The sequence below is a fragment of the Photobacterium phosphoreum genome (assembly GCF_002954725.1).
Classification (GTDB): Bacteria; Pseudomonadota; Gammaproteobacteria; order Enterobacterales; family Vibrionaceae; genus Photobacterium; species Photobacterium phosphoreum.
Genome location: NZ_MSCQ01000002.1, coordinates 983,900 through 1,001,932 on the forward strand (window position 1 = coordinate 983,900; position 18,033 = coordinate 1,001,932).

14 protein-coding genes and 1 tRNA gene are annotated in these 18,033 nt (G+C 39.7%); 10 read left to right on the forward strand and 5 right to left on the reverse strand.

Annotation, left to right across the window (positions count from 1 at the left end; all coding sequences use genetic code 11):
• Positions 1-31 precede the first annotated feature (31 nt).
• Positions 32-122, reverse strand: a tRNA-Ser gene (locus BTO21_RS16310).
• A gap of 287 nt (positions 123-409) precedes the next feature.
• On the opposite strand from BTO21_RS16310, the gene bla reads away from it, so the two are divergent.
• Positions 410-1,267: a class A beta-lactamase gene (bla, locus tag BTO21_RS16315; protein ID WP_045031507.1), complete on the forward strand. Its 858-nt coding sequence runs from the start codon at positions 410-412 to the stop codon at positions 1,265-1,267.
• 219 nt (positions 1,268-1,486) lie between these two features.
• Positions 1,487-1,732 (forward strand): Rho-binding antiterminator, encoded by a 246-nt coding sequence (locus BTO21_RS16320; RefSeq protein WP_045031503.1) that lies wholly within the window; start codon positions 1,487-1,489, stop codon positions 1,730-1,732.
• Positions 1,733-1,861: 129 nt separating this feature from the next.
• Here BTO21_RS16320 and BTO21_RS16325 read toward each other — a convergent pair whose 3' ends face one another.
• Both BTO21_RS16325 and BTO21_RS16330 read right to left on the reverse strand, forming a co-directional pair.
• A complete protein-coding gene (locus tag BTO21_RS16325) occupies positions 1,862-2,041 on the reverse strand; it encodes a hypothetical protein (RefSeq protein WP_045031501.1) in 180 nt (59 codons plus the stop codon).
• A gap of 591 nt (positions 2,042-2,632) precedes the next feature.
• Positions 2,633-3,991, reverse strand: a complete 1,359-nt coding sequence (locus BTO21_RS16330) for an NCS2 family permease (protein WP_105026915.1) — start codon at positions 3,989-3,991, stop codon at positions 2,633-2,635.
• 493 nt (positions 3,992-4,484) lie between these two features.
• Here BTO21_RS16330 and BTO21_RS16335 point away from each other — a divergent pair, with 493 nt between their 5' ends.
• Complete coding sequence (locus tag BTO21_RS16335; protein WP_045031498.1) at positions 4,485-5,789, forward strand: L-cysteine desulfidase family protein; 1,305 nt, start codon at positions 4,485-4,487, stop codon at positions 5,787-5,789.
• Positions 5,790-6,379: 590 nt separating this feature from the next.
• Positions 6,380-7,639 (forward strand): SLC5/6 family protein, encoded by a 1,260-nt coding sequence (locus tag BTO21_RS16340; RefSeq protein WP_105026963.1) that lies wholly within the window; start codon positions 6,380-6,382, stop codon positions 7,637-7,639.
• Between the two features lie 81 nt (positions 7,640-7,720).
• On the opposite strand, the gene BTO21_RS16345 is transcribed toward BTO21_RS16340, so the two are convergent.
• Together BTO21_RS16345 and BTO21_RS16350 are read right to left on the reverse strand one after the other, a co-directional pair.
• Positions 7,721-8,611 (reverse strand): DMT family transporter, encoded by an 891-nt coding sequence (locus tag BTO21_RS16345; protein ID WP_045031494.1) that lies wholly within the window; start codon positions 8,609-8,611, stop codon positions 7,721-7,723.
• Positions 8,612-8,853: 242 nt separating this feature from the next.
• Positions 8,854-9,414, reverse strand: coding sequence for a 3'-5' exonuclease (locus BTO21_RS16350; RefSeq protein ID WP_045031492.1), 561 nt, complete (start codon positions 9,412-9,414; stop codon positions 8,854-8,856).
• A 185-nt stretch (positions 9,415-9,599) separates the two neighbouring features.
• On the opposite strand from BTO21_RS16350, the gene BTO21_RS16355 reads away from it, so the two are divergent.
• The 6 genes from BTO21_RS16355 to BTO21_RS16380 all read left to right on the forward strand — a co-directional run bounded on the left by BTO21_RS16355 (position 9,600) and on the right by BTO21_RS16380 (position 17,963).
• The gene (locus BTO21_RS16355; protein ID WP_045031489.1) at positions 9,600-10,379 is read left to right on the forward strand and encodes an AraC family transcriptional regulator; all 780 of its coding nucleotides are present in this window, start codon (positions 9,600-9,602) and stop codon (positions 10,377-10,379) included.
• A 326-nt stretch (positions 10,380-10,705) separates the two neighbouring features.
• Positions 10,706-11,764: a PTS fructose transporter subunit EIIC gene (locus BTO21_RS16360; RefSeq protein ID WP_045031487.1), complete on the forward strand. Its 1,059-nt coding sequence runs from the start codon at positions 10,706-10,708 to the stop codon at positions 11,762-11,764.
• An 87-nt stretch (positions 11,765-11,851) separates the two neighbouring features.
• A complete protein-coding gene (locus BTO21_RS16365; RefSeq protein WP_045031485.1) occupies positions 11,852-12,166 on the forward strand; it encodes a PTS fructose-like transporter subunit IIB in 315 nt (104 codons plus the stop codon).
• Between the two features lie 288 nt (positions 12,167-12,454).
• Positions 12,455-13,297, forward strand: a complete 843-nt coding sequence (locus tag BTO21_RS16370) for a helix-turn-helix transcriptional regulator (protein ID WP_045031483.1) — start codon at positions 12,455-12,457, stop codon at positions 13,295-13,297.
• 252 nt (positions 13,298-13,549) lie between these two features.
• Positions 13,550-16,012: a beta-mannosidase gene (locus BTO21_RS16375; RefSeq protein ID WP_045031481.1), complete on the forward strand. Its 2,463-nt coding sequence runs from the start codon at positions 13,550-13,552 to the stop codon at positions 16,010-16,012.
• 286 nt (positions 16,013-16,298) lie between these two features.
• Positions 16,299-17,963 carry an ABC transporter substrate-binding protein gene (locus BTO21_RS16380; protein WP_045031479.1) on the forward strand — a complete coding sequence of 555 codons (1,665 nt, stop codon included), beginning with the start codon at positions 16,299-16,301 and terminating at the stop codon, positions 17,961-17,963.
• Positions 17,964-18,033 lie beyond the last annotated feature (70 nt).

An 18,033-nucleotide genomic window follows, 5' to 3' on the forward strand; every position in this document is an offset into this window, starting at 1 on the left:
TATCGCCAAGTCGAAACTCAACAATTAAATTTGGCGGAGAGATAGGGATTTGAACCCTAGATACGCTATAAACGTATGCTGGTTTTCAAGACCAGTGCTTTCAACCGCTCAGCCATCTCTCCATTGCGGTAAATAGTATAGTTCTCAGCGGCGGCTGTAAAGAAGAAAAACACAAAAAAGTTCTAACTAGCTATTTTTTAAACAAAACATTGCCAATTAAGACATTAATCATCCAGAATTAAATCATTGGCGACCATCAAAATTAAAACTCTGCCGTTTATCAAAAAATACACTTGTTTAAATACGCTTTGAACACTGGCCTCTGTTTACAATGACTAACAATTTACCGAAGACATCAGCCACAATATCAGTACAATTTAACCCTCGAAATTAACACCAAGGCTCTATTATGAAACTGCGCTTTATCGCTAGTACCCTGCTACTCTCTTTTAGTCAGTTAGCATCAGCACAAATTAGCCAAATTGAACCTGCGTTGACGAACATTGAGCAACAGCTTGGAGGCACAGTCGCTGTTGCGGTCTATAACGCCAATACCAATACAAGCTGGAGCTATCATGGTGAACAACGCGTTCCAATGATGAGTACCTTTAAGACGTTAGCTTGTGCAGATTTATTACATCAAGCAGATACTAAGCGTGTTGACTTAAACCAGCCTATTATGATCAAGCAAAGTGATATTTTAAGCTATGCGCCAGTAACAACTGATCGTGTCGGCACTAGCATGACATTGGCTCAGCTGTGTGATGCAACGATGCTAACCAGTGACAATACTGCGGCTAATCTGGTGCTTAATAATATTGGTGGGCCTAAAAGTGTAACCCAATTTATACGCACGTTAGATGATGATACAACCCGTCTTGATCGTATTGAACCGAATGTGAATAATGTTAGTGCGGCTGAACTGCGTGATACCACCACCCCTATTGCCATGAATTCTACTTTATATAGCTTACTCTATAGTCATGCGTTATCAGAAACAGCACGTACACAGCTAAAACAATGGATGATGGATAACAAAGTCTCTGATTCATTATTGCGCGCAGCTTTACCTGTAGGTTGGCATATTGCCGATCGTTCAGGTTATGACAGCACGTATGGTTCTCGTGGGATCACTGCGGCAGTGTGGCAACAAGGTAAGCAACCAATCATGATCAGTATTTATTTAGCGCAAACAGGAAAACCAATGGCTGATCTTAATGCAGCAATAGCAAAAATTGGGCAATTGATTTTTACGCATTTAAAATAAACGCATAAAATGATGATAAAGGGGATCTTTTAACATTCCCCTTTTGCTATTGTTTATCTTATTCTTCACAAATTAGATATCACGATGTATTTATCGATTACGGGACTAATGGATTTTTTAGGCATGCTATTAACCTTTATACATAACCTATTGAATTTATTTCGATAACCTATTTATCTCATTGATCTATATGATTATAAACGCTATAAGGATCATCACATGTTAAGTTGTCACCACCATGATTATATCGAAATAGCTTGTATGCATCATTTGAGCGTTGATCTAACACTGAATGACGGTAGCCATATTATCGGTATTGCACACGATACGTTTTATAATCAACATCGTGAAGAATGTATGATGTTACAGATTAAAGAACAACAGCAATCTGTCGTGCTTGATACACTATCATCCATAACCGCTATAACGAAAAACCCATATTTTAATACGATCAACTTTAAATAACAGCTTGATTAATAATAAATTTACATTGTAAATATTACCAGAAAATGCATATACCACTTAAAACAAAAATGGCGTTTCTATTTTAACCAATAGAAACGCCATTTCTAATATTTAATACCATTTAGGTAGTTATGCAAATTTCATTTCCCCATGATCATCAAGATAAAGCGCTGCTTTTGCCTGACCAATCAGTTGCGCTGCATAAGATGGTGTTACTGCACGCAACTCACCTTTAGTAGATAGGAATGTACCTTCCCATACTTGATCTTGGTATGTACCTGATTCTAAAATCTCAATAACAACTTTCATAGTTAACCTCAACGTCGAATAAATAATAAAATAATGACAAAACCCTAAGGTAACTCGTCTTCTTTTTAAATTTACCAGCATAAAATTAATTGTCATCCCATGTAAATTGCAACGTTAGATACACAAATAGAGTGAATTAAAAATCACTGTCATCAAAAGTGCTTATTACACTCTGCTTTTACATGACTTGAGGCTTTCACGGTGAGTGTTTCGCCATAAAAAAAATACTAATACACTGATTTAATATGCTTTTATATTTTAACTGTCACTTTATCGCAATCAAATGACGGGATTTTATTATTTTGTCTATATTTCGATAATTTTAAATTAATCAATTAAAAGAGACATTATATTGATCTCGAAAAGCAAGATCTCATTTTTGATCACTCTAAAGCATCAAATTAGATTATCAAGGATGATAAATGGTCATTATGGATAACAATTGATAGGCATGTGTCTTATATTGATCGTTGTAATTTGTCAGTAACCGCATCTAACCAACCCAAATAACACCATAAATAAAAACGAACCCACGGTTAGCTCGCGGGTTCGTTTTTATTTTAAGCAAAAGAACAGCACGGTAATCTTGACTTAAATAGCCCAGCCTCCGGCATAGAACACCACTAATGCTATTGCAATAATAACCGTACCAATATTAAGTCGTTTAAAATCACCTGATACCACACGGCCAATCACAAGGCTTACAAACCCCAGCATAATACCGGTGACAATATTACCTGTTAGCACGATGAAAACTGCACATAACAACCCTGATAATGCATCAACAGAATCGTCCATATCCAGCTTACTCACATTACTGAGCATTAATAATCCGACATACATTAATGCTGGTGCCGTTGCGTAAGAAGGTACTAAAGAACTGAGTGGCGCTAAAAACAGCATCATGACAAACAGCAGTCCCACGGTTGTTGCCGTCAAACCCGTTTTACCGCCAGCGGCTGTACCTGCCGCAGATTCAATATAAACCGCAGCGGGTGAGCCACCAACAAAACCTGCAAAAATACTACTGACAGAATCGGCCGTTAATGCTTTACCGCCACTGATAATATTACCGCGCTCTGTCAATAAATTAGCTTGGCCTGCAACAGCGCGAATTGTCCCTGTTGCATCAAAAATAGCCGTCATCACTAATGCTAATACCGTAGGTAAAATTACTGGATTTAGCGCGCCCATGATATCAAGAGAGCCTAATAATGAACCGTCACCACCAAATGTTGGTAAAGCAAATAAACCGTGATATTTCACATTTGGATCAAAAATCAATCCAAAGACGGAAATAGCAATAATCACCAATAAAATACCACCTGGCACTCGACGTTTTTCAAGTCCAATAATTGCGGCTAAACCCACTAACGACATAATAACGGGCAGTGACATAAAATCACCAAAAGCCACCGGTAAACCCGCTTGTGGATTTTTAATAACCAGACCAACACCGTTAGCGGCAATCAATAATAAAAACAACCCAATACCGATACCCGTACCATGTGCAATCCCTGTCGGCATATTTCTCATGATCCAACCACGAATACCGGTCACAGTAATAAAAGTAAACACGACTCCCATCAAAAATACTGCACCTAATGCAACTGGAATACAGACCCCTTGCCCAAGCACTAAGCTAAAGGCGGTAAAAGCTGTTAATGATATCGCACAGCCAATTGCCATTGGTAAACGTGCCCATAACCCCATTAACAATGAACCAAATGCTGCTACTAAACAGGTTGCGATAAAGACTGCACTTTGGTTAAACCCTGCAGCACCCAACATACTTGGTACCACAATCACGGAATAGACCATGGCTAAAAAGGTGGTTAACCCTGCGATAATTTCTTGTTTAACGCTACTACCGCGCTCAGTAATTTGAAAATAACGATCTAAACCACGAGTGGATTCATTAGGGGTGTTATGTGTACTGTCAACAGACATGATGGCTTCCTATAATTGTCTGGTTTAAATCCATTATTGTTGGCCGTTAATCCTCACCTTCCGCCAACGCAAACGTTTACTTTTTTAATAAATAAAAAAGGCTGAGTCTATTATTCTCAACCTTTAGGTGATCATTGAAGTGATAATGATACCGAAAAAATAACCATTCCCGCCACCATAAACTGATTTTTCGCCCGTACGACAATAATCTCTCATAACCACCATGAAAATACTTTATTGATGACATGAAAAATATTACCAACAAAAACGTGACACACACAACAAATATCCTGCAACAACAAACATAAGTAGAAAAATATTCTATTTAACCTTTCTATATATAAGGATTATACGATTTTTTTCTTTGTAACTAAATGTATACTCATTATCATTGACTAACATGTAACGTTAGCCATTTATTTACTTCGCAAATATTAATATTTGCTTTATCAGTAATTTTTGACTCTTCTCTATAGAGCGTTAGGTGATTGCAATGAAAAACACACTTTGGCCTGCATTTATTGATGTTGTAAAACGCGATGTTGTTCCTGCTCTAGGTTGTACGGAACCGGTATCAGTCGCATTAGCCACAGCAATTGCCGTCAATAAGCTCAAGATGAATTATCAAGACATTACTGCTATTAATGTCCTTGTTTCTGCTAATTTAATGAAAAATGGCATGGGTGTAACTGTTCCTGGAACGGGTATGGTCGGACTAGAGATAGCTGCTGCTGCTGGCGCTGTCGCTGGAGATAGCAACGCCCAATTAGAAGTCCTTAAAAATCTAACCGCTGACGATGTTGCTATAGCAAAAACAATGCTTGATAAAAAAATGGTGACCGTCAGTGTTGCTAATGTCAGCAATATTCTTTATTCCAAGGTCACTATCTTTAGTGAGCATCATTCTGCAAGTGTCACGATTGCAGATAGCCATACCCATGTATTAGCCATTGAAGAAGACGGAATCACGACCTATATCGCCGATCCACAAAATACCTCACAAGCAGCAAAAAAAACCATTAGCAATAACCCTTTTATTAATGCCTGTGCGCAAGATATTTTTGACTTTGCTACCCAAGCACCATTAGCCGATATTGCATTTATTAAGCAGGCTTACCAACTCAACAACGATCTTTCTATTGAAGGGTTACACGGTAATTATGGCCTTCAAGTGGGCGCAACGTTCCAGCGCAGTGTTGAACGTGGTTTACTTGCAGGGGGCTTATTAACTGACGTATTACTGCGTACTGCTGCCGCTTCCGATGCTCGCATGGGGGGAGCAATGAAACCTGCGATGAGTAATTCAGGCTCAGGTAACCAAGGTATCGCAGCAACGATGCCTGTTGTTGTAGTTGCCGAATTTATTAAAGCCGACGATGAACAACTTATTCGTGCATTAATGCTGTCACATCTGATGGCTATTTATATTAAAAGCTACCAAAATAAATTATCCGCATTATGTGGTGCAACCACGGCATCAATGGGTGCAGTAGCTGGCATGACATGGTTACTGGGTGGTGACATTAAACAAATCAGTGCAGCTATTAACAGCATGATTGGTGATATTGCTGGCATGATCTGTGATGGTGCAAAAACCAGTTGCGCGATGAAAGTCTCATCGTCAGCAGGCTCTGCAATAAAATCTGCATTAATGGCATTAGACGGTATTGGCGTAACAGGTAATGAAGGTATTGTGGCACACGATGTTGACAGTACTATTCGCAATCTATCCGCACTGGCTAATGGATCTATGACCCAAACTGATGTGCAGATCCTTGATATTATGATTAATAAATAACCATACCTTCACCAAGGTAATGGTTAACTCCTCTAGATATACATATAAAGCTAGGTAACTACGTTGCTTTTTTATGTTTATCTAGAGGATTATATTACCTAATTTGTAGCATTATCAGCAAAAAACAGTAAAAACTGCATTTCCCCCCTTGTTTATATTCCTTTTAGCTATATGTAATCACTTCTAGTTATTTAAAAAATACGTCATTAGCGCAATAATCCCGTCGTAAACAGCACAAACGCTATTAAAAAAACCACCCTCAAACTCAATAAAAAATCGCACTATTGTGCATTTTTCCATTACGATATTTTGTGCGTTTACGTATTAAAATCGTTTTTGATAAGTGGTTCTAAAATATTTAAATAACATCAACTTAAAGTACGTTTCATGAGCAACCACTACTCATTTTAGCTGCGCTTTCGTTATATTTATATTTCTAAAAAAACGTGAATAAGGTCGGCAGTAATGCCGTAAAAATAATAAACCAAACACAGTAATTTGGTTAACTATTCAAGGCTGAAATTAATATGAACCAAACAGTCAATATATCTCCAGCAACAACGAATACGCCATTGCATGTTCGAGCAAATATGACTAAAGAGCAGTGGCAACAAGCGATCAAATTTGACAATGTAGACATCGGTTGGATCGTAATGAGCATTGGTATGGCCGTTGGGGCAGGTATTGTGTTCTTACCTGTTCAAGTTGGCGTTATGGGGCTATGGGTCTTTTTGCTTTCTGCAGTGATTGGCTACCCAGCGATGTATTTATTCCAAAAATTATTTATTAATACCTTAGCAGAATCGAAAAAATGTACTGATTACCCAGGGGTTATTTCTGGCTATTTAGGTAAAAACTGGGGCATTACATTAGGGATCCTTTATTTCTTAATGTTAGTGATTTGGGTGTTGGTTTATTCATTAACAGTTACCAACGATAGCGCCTCTTATCTACACTCTTTTGGTGTAACCGAAACACCGCTAAACCATAATGCCTTTTATGGGTTAGCGTTAATTAGTTTATTGAGTTATATCGGCTCTAAAAGTGAAAAATTCTTATTTAAAATCTCAGGCTTTATGGCGGTTACCGTTCTGCTATTAGTCGCAGTAATGGGGGTATTATTAGTGCCTCAGTGGAGCCTTGCCAACCTCACACCGGTTGAAAACTGGGGTTTAATGCTTAAAAATGCCATTATTACGTTGCCATTTACCCTAACATCAATTCTGTTTATTCAATCATTGAGCCCGATGGTTATCTCTTACCGCTCACATGAAAAATCGATTGAAGTGGCGCGCTATAAAGCCACCCGCGCCATGAAAATTGCGTTTACTATTTTATTCGTTATCGTATTTTTCTTTGCCGTATCGTTTACGTTCGCGATTAGCCAAACAGAAGCAAAGCATGCGATGGAGTTGAATATTTCAGCCCTTGCAATGATTGCCCATTATTTCCCGGGCAGTTCAGCAACGATTGTCGGTATTGTGATCAATCTCTTTGCGGTAGTAACATCATTCTTTGGGGTTTTCCTTGCCTTTAAAGAAGCTTGTCGTGGTTTAGCGATGAACGTGTTAGAGCGTAAATTTAAAACCAATAACATCAACACTGCGTTGGTTGATAAATTTACCACAGTATTTATTGTGCTGATTGCATGGGGTGCGGTTACTTTAAACCTTCCAATTCTATCATTCACTTCAATCTGTTCACCGATATTTGGTATTGTTGGCTGTCTAATTCCAGCTTATTTAGTTTATCAAGTACCTGCTTTGCATAAATATAAAGGTACCGCTACCAACCTCATCATTGTCACTGGCGTGTTACTGTGTATTTCACCCTTACTGGCTTTTATTTAGAACATAGCGTGATTTGATAACAAAAAAAACGCCGCAGTCTTAATGACTGCGGCGTTTTTCTTTATATTACAACCACTCAAATTAGGCAGTAACAGCGTCAACTTGTTTCTTCGCTTTCGCGCGTTTCTGCGCCATTGCCACACCGGATAACACCATAATGCCACCGACATAATGGTAGGTATGTAACTGCTCACCTAACATTACACTGGCAATACCTGCCGCCATGATTGGCAATAAATTCATGAACATTGCTGTTCTGTCTGCACCCAAACGTTCAATACTTTGCATCCACAACCATGGTGCTAATACTGATGCTAATAATGCCGCATACATAATTAACGGTGCTGCAGCGGCGGTAATAGCCATACGATGGCTGGTTAGCAATAATGGCGTTAGCATTACTACCGCAAATAAGCATTGCACATACACCGAGTGCCAATTTGTGATCGGCATTTTCCAGCGTTTAAGCAACACACAATATAATGCGTACACCACGGCAGCGATAAGCATTAAGCCATCACCTTGTTTAATGCCCTGACTCACCAAATTACTGATATGGCCATGGCTTAGCATTAACACTAATCCACTTAATGATAAAACCGCCCCGACGAGTGCAAACGGTGATAATCGCTGGCCTAATAATGGCACACTTAAAAACATACTCACTAATGGCACTAATGAAATAATCAATGCGATATTGGTTGCGCTAGTCGTTGCAGCAGCAAAATAGCCTAATGATTGGTTAAGCACCATGCCCAGTAAGGCTAAAAAAGCCAACTTTGCTAAATACGGTTTGATAATTGCTCGTTCACGCCACACAGACTTAGCTAAAAAAGGGGTTAACGCGACTAAAGCAAAAAACCAACGATAAAACGAAATAGCACCGGGATCGATGACACTAAATGCCATCTTATTGACAATGGCATTCCCTGCCCAGATTGCAACAGTAAAAAAAGGTAATAAATAGAACATGGTCGGCCTTAGATAAAACAGTCATTTCAATAAAGGGCATTGAAATAGATAACAACGCTATTTTGTCATTTCCTATGAGAAATATATATTCGTAATCGGACATAGAAAATGCTTAGTCGGACATTTATGTATTTAAGCAACAAATATGGTTTTAAATGACAAAACCCTAAATTTCTTACCGCATGAGCCAGTATAAGAAATTTAGGGTTTAATATAAAAATAGATGAATTATGAACCAATCATTACTTATCGTTGATTAATTGTTCTTTTTCACAGAACATCGTTGCCGCTAATCGCGCAAGGTTATAAGCATCAACATAGCCTGAGTGCTGACGCCCTTCCCAACTTAGGCCAGCAATTTCCATTGCAGCACGTTGCCCTAAGCGCTTATTAGTGACGTGGCGTTGTAATTTAAATAACGTCGCTAAATTTAAATACTCACGAAATGGCGCTTTTAGCTCTTTAGCGACACACTCTTTCATTAAAATGCGATCATCATGACCCCAAGCGGCATAGATCTTATGGCGTCCACCAAACTTTTGTTCAATCGAACGTAAAATTGTAGCTAATGGTTTACCATTTTTCTCGATCAGATCGGGCTTAATACCTGTTAGTTCAGTACAGAACGGCGAAATTTCATCGTGTTCAGGTCGAACATAATGTTGAGCACGTCGTACAATACGCCCAGTATTTAAATCCAGTTCCGCCACTCCAATTTCGATGATCTCACCAGTTCGCGATGTACGGCCATCATTCCAGCAGCACATTTCGAGGTCAAAACAGACAATACGATCAAAATTCATTTAGTTATCCAAGAGTCACGGGGTAAAACGGGCGCAGATAATACCATTTTGTCACCATGGGTTCATCCTTCCACGGCAGATTATTATTTCAGGGTAAAATTATACCAATAAGATTAATTCGTTGGTTAGATTAAAAAATCATGACTGATATACTCATATATTATCAATATCATTTGGATCTAAGCATGACAACTATTTACAACCCTATTATTGATAATAACAATCCACCAGATGATATCTTTTTTGTCCATGAAGTGTTTGAACCCGATACCAGCACCTTAATCCATAGCCATTACTGGGGACAATTGCACCTTGTGAGTAATGGTATTATTGAACTCAGCACCCACAGTAAACGCTTTTTAGCACCACCTCGATATGCGTTGTGGATACCCGCAATGACCGAGCATAAAAGCTATATTAGACGCAGCCTTAATTACTGTTCAATGAATATTTGTCCACCACTGTCAAATCAGCTCCCTGCTTACCCGTGTTTATTAGAGGTCAGTGCGATCATGTCAGCCATCATTGAAGATCTCCGTCAACGTAACATTACGGTTGCCACCACCGAGCAAGATCAACGCTTAATTAAGGTATTGTTTGATCAAGTATTACTGTGTGAAGAACATGACCAATTTTTACCCACCAGCGAAGATAAACTATTACAGCCAATTTTGGTTGAATTAGAACATAACCCTATTAATAACCTATCATTAGCACAATGGGCACAACAGCTACATACCACCGAACGTACATTAGCGCGTCATTATAAAAATAAATTGGGGATCAGTTTTACTGAATGGCGACAGCGACGTAAATTTATCTATTCACTGCATCTACTGCGCCAAGGCATGTCAGTTAACGAAACCGCACTCACCTTGGGCTATCACCAAGCCTCACCGTTTATTACTTTATTTAAGAAATACGCAGGAGCAACACCGGATCAATATCGCTTACGGTTAGATTAATCCACCTATCCCTACCTATTAATGATAAAAATCACCATAAAACTGCGCTCATAAACTGCTTTTCTTATTGCTGCAATCAAAAATAAACACCATCAGCGTTTGTTCTGTGCGCTAGATCTCCTTATCCCTATAGTCAACCTGAGAGTTAAATCACAACTCATTTGGCTGGTTACAAATGTCCAGTAAATGCACCCTTTATCCCATACCGATAATTATTTTAGCCGCACATAATAGCTCCAACAAAACGGCTTACCGCCATCTTAAACCTGTTATGTTCTTGTCCTTATACGTGGTCAACATTGTCATAACGAAATGGAGTTATTCTTATGAAAAACCAATTGTCGCAATTAAAACGGCACCTATTAACGGGCACCAGTCACATGTTACCGTTCGTTGTTGCCGGTGGTGTATTACTTGCATTATCAGTAATGTTAGGTGGTAAAGGCGCTGTACCTCAAGGTGTTTTCCTTGAAGGCCTTTGGGACATGGGTATCGCAGGTTTCACATTATTCGTCCCAGTGCTAGGTGGTTACATTGCTTACTCTATCGCTGACCGTCCAGCACTAGCACCAGGCATGATTGGTGCTTACCTTGCTAACCAAGTTAACGCCGGTTTCATTGGCGCCATCATTGTCGGTTTCATTGCCGGTTACGTGGTTCTACAACTTAAACGTATTCCGCTATCAAACAAACTCAAAGCCATCTCAACCTATTTTATTCTTCCTATTGGTGGCACGTTCATTGTTTCAGGTCTTGTTATCTGGGTTATCGGTGCGCCGATTGCAATGGCAATGGAAGGCATGAACGCATGGCTTCAAGGCATGGCGGGTACATCTAAAGCATTCTTGGGTGTGATTCTTGGTGGTATGACTGCATTCGATATGGGCGGCCCTATCAACAAAGTAGCAACCCTGTTTGCTCAAACCCAAGTCGGTACTCAACCTTGGTTAATGGGTGGTGTAGGTGTTGCTATCTGTGTGCCACCACTAGGTATGTTCCTTGCAACTCTTTTATCTCCTAAGCGTTACTCTGATGAAGAGCGTGAAGCAGGTAAAGCCGCTGGCATCATGGGCTGTATCGGTATCACTGAAGGTGCAATCCCATTCGCAGCCTCTGATCCAGTACGTGTAATCCCGTCAATCGTTGTCGGTGGTATCGTTGGTAACGTCATCGCATTCTTATTCGGTGTCCTAAACCACGCACCTTGGGGCGGTCTGATTGTCCTACCTGTTGTTGATGGTCGTATCTTCTACGTCGTCGCCATTATTGCAGGCTCGGTAACAACAGCCTTAATGGTTAACTTCCTTAAGAAACCTATCGCAGACCGTCAAGAAGAAAAAGCGCCAACCGCAGCTTCTGATGACCTAGACCTAAGTTTTGATTAATAACATCGCATTCATTTATCAACGCGTTAAATGTACTAAATGTACTAAATGTACTAACCGCATTAAATAACAAATTTGGAGATTCACATGAAAGTATTAGCAATCACATCTTGCCCATCAGGCGTTGCACACACATACATGGCAGCAGAAGCGTTAGAAATCGCAGCGAAAGCAAAAGGCTGGGATGTTAAAGTTGAGACCCAAGGTTCTATCGGTATTGAAAACGAAATCACCATGAGTGACGTTGCTGACGCTGATATTATTATCCTAACCAAAGACATCGCAATTAAAAACGAAGAGCGTTTCGCAGGTAAGAAGATTGTACGTGTTGGTGTGGCAGATGCTGTTAAGAAAGCGCCACAAATCATGGATAAAATTGAAGCTCACCTAGCACAAGCTTAATCGTACTCAAAGACACTATTTTACAGCAGTGTCTTTTATTCCCCCTTTAGTAAAGCCATCTTAGATCACGTTATTTAAGGTGGCTTTTTCTATAATCGCTCAAAAACACGCATAACCCCCACGTTGACAAAATAAACTGGCATCAAGATAACAATTTCAAGAGCATTATATCGCTTACAATCACTGGCTCAATGATAATACGCACATTCACACATAAGGTACGTCAAATAGCCGCTATTGATTGGTTAGTCCACGTCCATGAAAAATAACAATAAGTAGACGCAAGACATGCATAATATTTTTATCGATTTACTTGATAGTGCCATTTCTGATTTTGAATCTCTAAACGATATCTGGTTTGCGGGGGATTCTTTACCACCACTTGAATCAAGCTATCAAGTTAACTTTCCTCGGTTAGAATTAGTCTTTAAAGGCCGTTATGCCAACACCTTTGATAATCAACAACCAGACGCTGCCAATGTCACCCTAGGTGTCGGTGAGGCATTATTTATTCCTGCCAATGCATGGAACAAACCCGATTGGCAACATGAATGCTCAGTGTTAAGTTTATTATTTGGTAAAAGTCAGCTTGGGTTTAGCTTGGTCAGTAAACGCGCCAATGAAGAGGGCTTTTATGATGTGCAAAAATACAGTGTTCCACAACGTAGCAGTCACGCTATTGATCATATTCTCAATGCATTATCGAGCTTAACCCATGAAAAGAAAAAACAACCCGCTGATAAATTTCTCTTAATCGCGTTGCTATGCTACTGCAAAGACATGCTTGAAATGCCGATGACAGATAACACCCGCCGTAGCCAAGATTTATTTAAAGGCATCTGTATTTACGTTCAAGAAAATTTCCATCGTAATATCAACCGTAATACTGTCGCTGAACGGTTTAATATTTCCCCGAATCATCTATCGCGTTTATTTCGTCAAGAAGGCCATATGCGGTTTGCCGATTATATTGCGTGGGTACGCTTAGAGCGGGCAAAGTTTATGTTAAAGCGCTACAACTTCCGTTTAGAAGAAGTCGCTAATCGGTGTGGTTACCATGATTCTAATTATTTTTGTCGCGTATTTAAACGCAAAACAGGTAAAACGCCCACCGAATACCGCGTCCACTAAGCCTGTAAAGCAGTAGTTTCGCTACTGCTTTTTTATTTGCGTCATCTCAATATTAAATCGTCATTAGTGTTAATTGTAACAATAGTAGCAGGCGACAAAAGTGATCAACGGCGGTCACAATTCATTCAAATTGATACAAAAGTCCAGTGATTGCATGCTTAATCCACTGCTAATTAGTCTTATATCGTAATAGACTTCTATTTCATTGTGTTTCGTCTCGTTTCATTTTCACACAATAATAAGGATTGTTACGTGTCTCATATTTCATTAGATGGTCAGTGGACGCTCACTTCACCACAGCATTCTCATATACATACTACGTGCACCTTACCCGGTGATGTTCACTCTGCCCTAATTGCCGCAGAATTATTGCCGCAACCTTACTATGGCAGTAATGAAACCTTGATTCAGTGGGTTGGCGAAAGTGAATGGTTACTCACACGAGAGTTCACTATCGAAGCCGATCAGCTTACTGCCACCGCGATTGATTTGAATTTATCGTTTGTTGACACAATGGCCGTGGTTTGCATTAACGGCACGCAAGTTTTGACATGCAGCAATATGTTTCGTCTCTATCAAGTCGATGTTCTGCCCTATCTACAATTAGGCACTAATCACATCAGCATTGCATTAGCGCGTAATGATATCGAAGCACAGCGACGTGCAGAACTATTACCGTTCCCTGTGCCATGGGCAGTGGGTAATAATCAAATTCCGCACATGAATACCCTTCGTAAAACCCAATGTCACGCGGGTTGGGATTGGGGACTTTGTTTATTATCAACAGGTGTATATCACTCACTAACCTTAACACCTGTTTATAGCACCCGCTTACACCATGTTCGTACCCAACAAACATGGTTACCGAATGGCAATTGTGAAGTTACATTGACGATTGATTGCGACATCTTAGTTGAACAAACCACACAAACAGTTGAAATTAACTTTGACGAGCAAGTACACACTATCGCCATTGATAATGTAAACAAAGGCATTCAAACCGTAACCACCACTATTATTGTGACTGATCCACAGCGATGGTGGCCAGCAGGCTATGGCGACCAGCCGTTATACCCATTAACTGTCACCCTTAATAACCAAACCATCACTAAAAAACTTGGTTTACGTCAATTAACCTTAGATACGCAAGTCGATACCATTGGCAGTGCGATGACATTTGTGGTTAATGGCAATGCAATTACCGCCAAAGGTGCCAATTGGATCCCACTCGATGCCCTGCCTAGCCGTCAAACGCCTGAGCGTTACCGTCAACTATTAGAAGATGCGGTAGCTGCTAACATGAATATGATCCGTGTTTGGGGCGGTGGCATGTATGAGCATGATATTTTTTATGAGTTGTGCGACGAACTCGGATTATTAGTATGGCAAGATCTGATGTTTGCTTGTGCGTTATACCCATCAACCCCAGAATTTCTAGCCGATGTTGAATTGGAAATTGTTGACCAAGTTAAACGCCTAGCCGATCACCCTTCTTTGGCATTATGGTGTGGTGATAACGAAGTTATTGGCGCGATTGGCTGGTATGACGAATCTAAACACAATCGTGAAAAATACGTAGTGAATTACGACCGTTTAAATCGCATGCTGCAACAAGTAGTTGAACAATACGATCCAAGCCGTCGTTTTTGGGCCAGTTCACCGTGTAATGGCGAACTCGACTTTGGTGATGCATGGCACGATGATAACCGTGGCGATATGCACTTTTGGGATGTGTGGCATTCTGGCAAATCATTTGATGCTTACCACAGTGTTAAACCGCGTTTTTGTTCTGAGTTTGGTTATCAATCGTGGCCTTCTCTACCAACAGTAAAAACGTTTGCTGACAGTGAAGATTGGAACGTTACCTCACCGACGTTTGAACAACATCAAAAGAATGGCCGCGGAAATAGCATTATCACTGAAATGTTTACGCGCTATTTCCGCTTCCCTATTGGTTTTGCCAACATGTTGTATTTGAGCCAAGTGCAACAAGCATTAGCGATTAAGACTGCCTCTGAATTTTGGCGAGCACATAAACAACATTGCCGCGGCATTCTCTACTGGCAACTTAATGATTGTTGGCCGGTGAGTTCATGGTCAAGTATTGAATACACTGGTCGCTGGAAACAACTGCATCACCATGCTAAGCGCTTCTTCGCCCCCGTAATGGCGACATTTATTCAGCAACCACAACAACCATTATGTTTACATGTGGTCAATGATCATCACCATACCATGCCGATTAGCGGAACGGTGATCAAGGTAGATTGGCAAGGTAATGTGCTTGAAACTTGGACGCTAGAAACTCAGTTAGCCCCTGATAGCAGTACCATTTTATGGCAATCAGATGAACAGTTAACAACCACAGAAACTAAACAAGTGTTTTATCATGTTCGCTTAATCTGCGCTGATAGTAGTGTGACTAAAAATGACCATTACCCATGTTTATTTAAACACGCACAATTGCAACAGCCTGCAATCACGATTGAATGGTACCAAGATAACGATACCATTTGGTTAGAGTTAGACTGTGACTATCCGGCATTATTTGTTGAACCCCAACTTGAATGCCAAGGCCGCTTTAGCGACAGCAGCTTTACTTTATTGCCAAGCGCTATTACGGGCACTAAACATCGCATTCAGTATATTGGTGACTGTGATTTTGAAACCATAAAACAGCAGTTAACCGTATATCACCTGCGAGGCACCTATTAATTTATAAAATAATTTAAGTCATATAACTAATAAGACAAATACGCATATTTTTATATGCGTATCTTATTACATCGCTTATTTATCTATTATTTATACCTATTTAACCTTTATCTTTAAAAATGACACTGATAACAAATCAAGAAATAAAATAACAATAAAAATAGCATTTGAGATGCTACTCAAAGTTATTTATTTAAAAACAAACAATAGTAATTGATATATTCACTCTGCTTTACATCATGCTTAATACGGAATTAATACCCTACATTTATAACAAGGAATATTCATGATCATAAATAAAGCGCATACGTTAACGGTAGCAATATTGGCGGCATTATGTGCCCCAACCACTTTTGCTGCAGAAAAAAACCAATTAACCATAGTGGCTGATTTTTATCCCACTATGATACGTAACTTTAACCCTTACCTTGCCACCAATTTACGTACCACGACCGACTTTATTTATGAGCCTTTAGTTGTTTTTAACCAAATGCACGGCAACAAACCGGTGATGCGATTAGCTAAAAACTACTATATGTCTGACGATCTCACTCAAGTAACCTTTGAAATTCGCGAAGGCGTTAAATGGTCAGATGGCACCCCGTTTACTGCTGATGATGTAGTGTATTCCTTCCAACTTATTCATGATAAACCCGAGCTTGATCCGAAAAGTATGGATCGCTGGATCAAAAGTGTTCGCCAACAAGACAACAAGGTTATTTTCGAATTAACTGAAGCGAATTCTAACTTACCGTTTGAAATCTCCACCATTCCGATTGTGCCTAAACACATTTGGAAAGATATTGAAAAACCTGAACTATTTACTAATGAAAACCCAGTAGGTTCAGGTCCATTTACCGAGATTGATACCTTTACTCCACAATTGTATGTCCAATGCCGTAACCCTAATTACTGGGATAACGACAACCTTGAAGTCGACTGTTTACGGGTACCACAAATTGCCAATAATGATCAGCTGTTAAATAAAATAATCAAATCAGAGCTTGATTGGACCAGTGCTTTTATTCCTGATGTTGATGCCCTATATTCAGCCCGTAATCCAAATCATAAATACTGGTATCCTGCGGCAAGTACTCAATCTTTTATGATGAATTTTAAAACACCGCATCCAGGTAATAACGAAGCGATTAATACCCTTGATTTCCGTCGCGCGTTATCAATGGCCATTGATCGCCAGAAAATCATTGATGTTGCCTTTTACGGCAACGGTATTGTTAATGATTACGCATCAGGCTTAGGCAAAGGGTTAGAGTTCTGGGCTAACCAAGATATTTATAATCAATACAAAGGTTTTAACACTTACAACATTGATAATGCCAAAGCGCTGTTAGCCAAAGCGGGCTTTAAAGACATTGATGGTGATGGTTATGTTGAAACGCCAACGGGTCAAAAAATAGAGATTGCGATTCAATCACCAACAGGCTGGACTGACTTTAATAATACAGTGCAGCTTGGGGTTGAGCAGCTACAAATGGCAGGTATTGATGTTAAAGCCAAAACCTCTGACTTTGCGGTATATAACCAAGCGATGACCAATGGTACTTATGATATGGCCTACACTAACTACTTTAACGGTGCTGACCCTTACCGTTACTGGAACAGTGCCTATCATTCACGTTATCAAGAAGGTGCGAGCATGCCTCGTTTTGCAATGCACTTCTTTAAAAATACCGATCTCGATCAATTACTGGATAACTTCTATAAAACAGCTAATCAAGACCAACAAAAAGTCATCGCGCATAAGATCCAAAAGATTATTGCCGAAAACCAAATCACTATTCCTGTGATGTCAGGCGTCGATGTCTACCAATTTAATGAAAGCCGTTATACCGGTTGGTGGAGTACTGACAATCCTAAAGGTCGTCCTTTAGCATGGGCTGGCGTCCCTGAGCGTTTATTACACGTATTAGATTTAAAACCAAAAGCATAATAACAAAAATACCGTCATCTAAACCGTGGCGGTATTTATTGTCATGCGGTTAATCTCTGATTTTTATTAA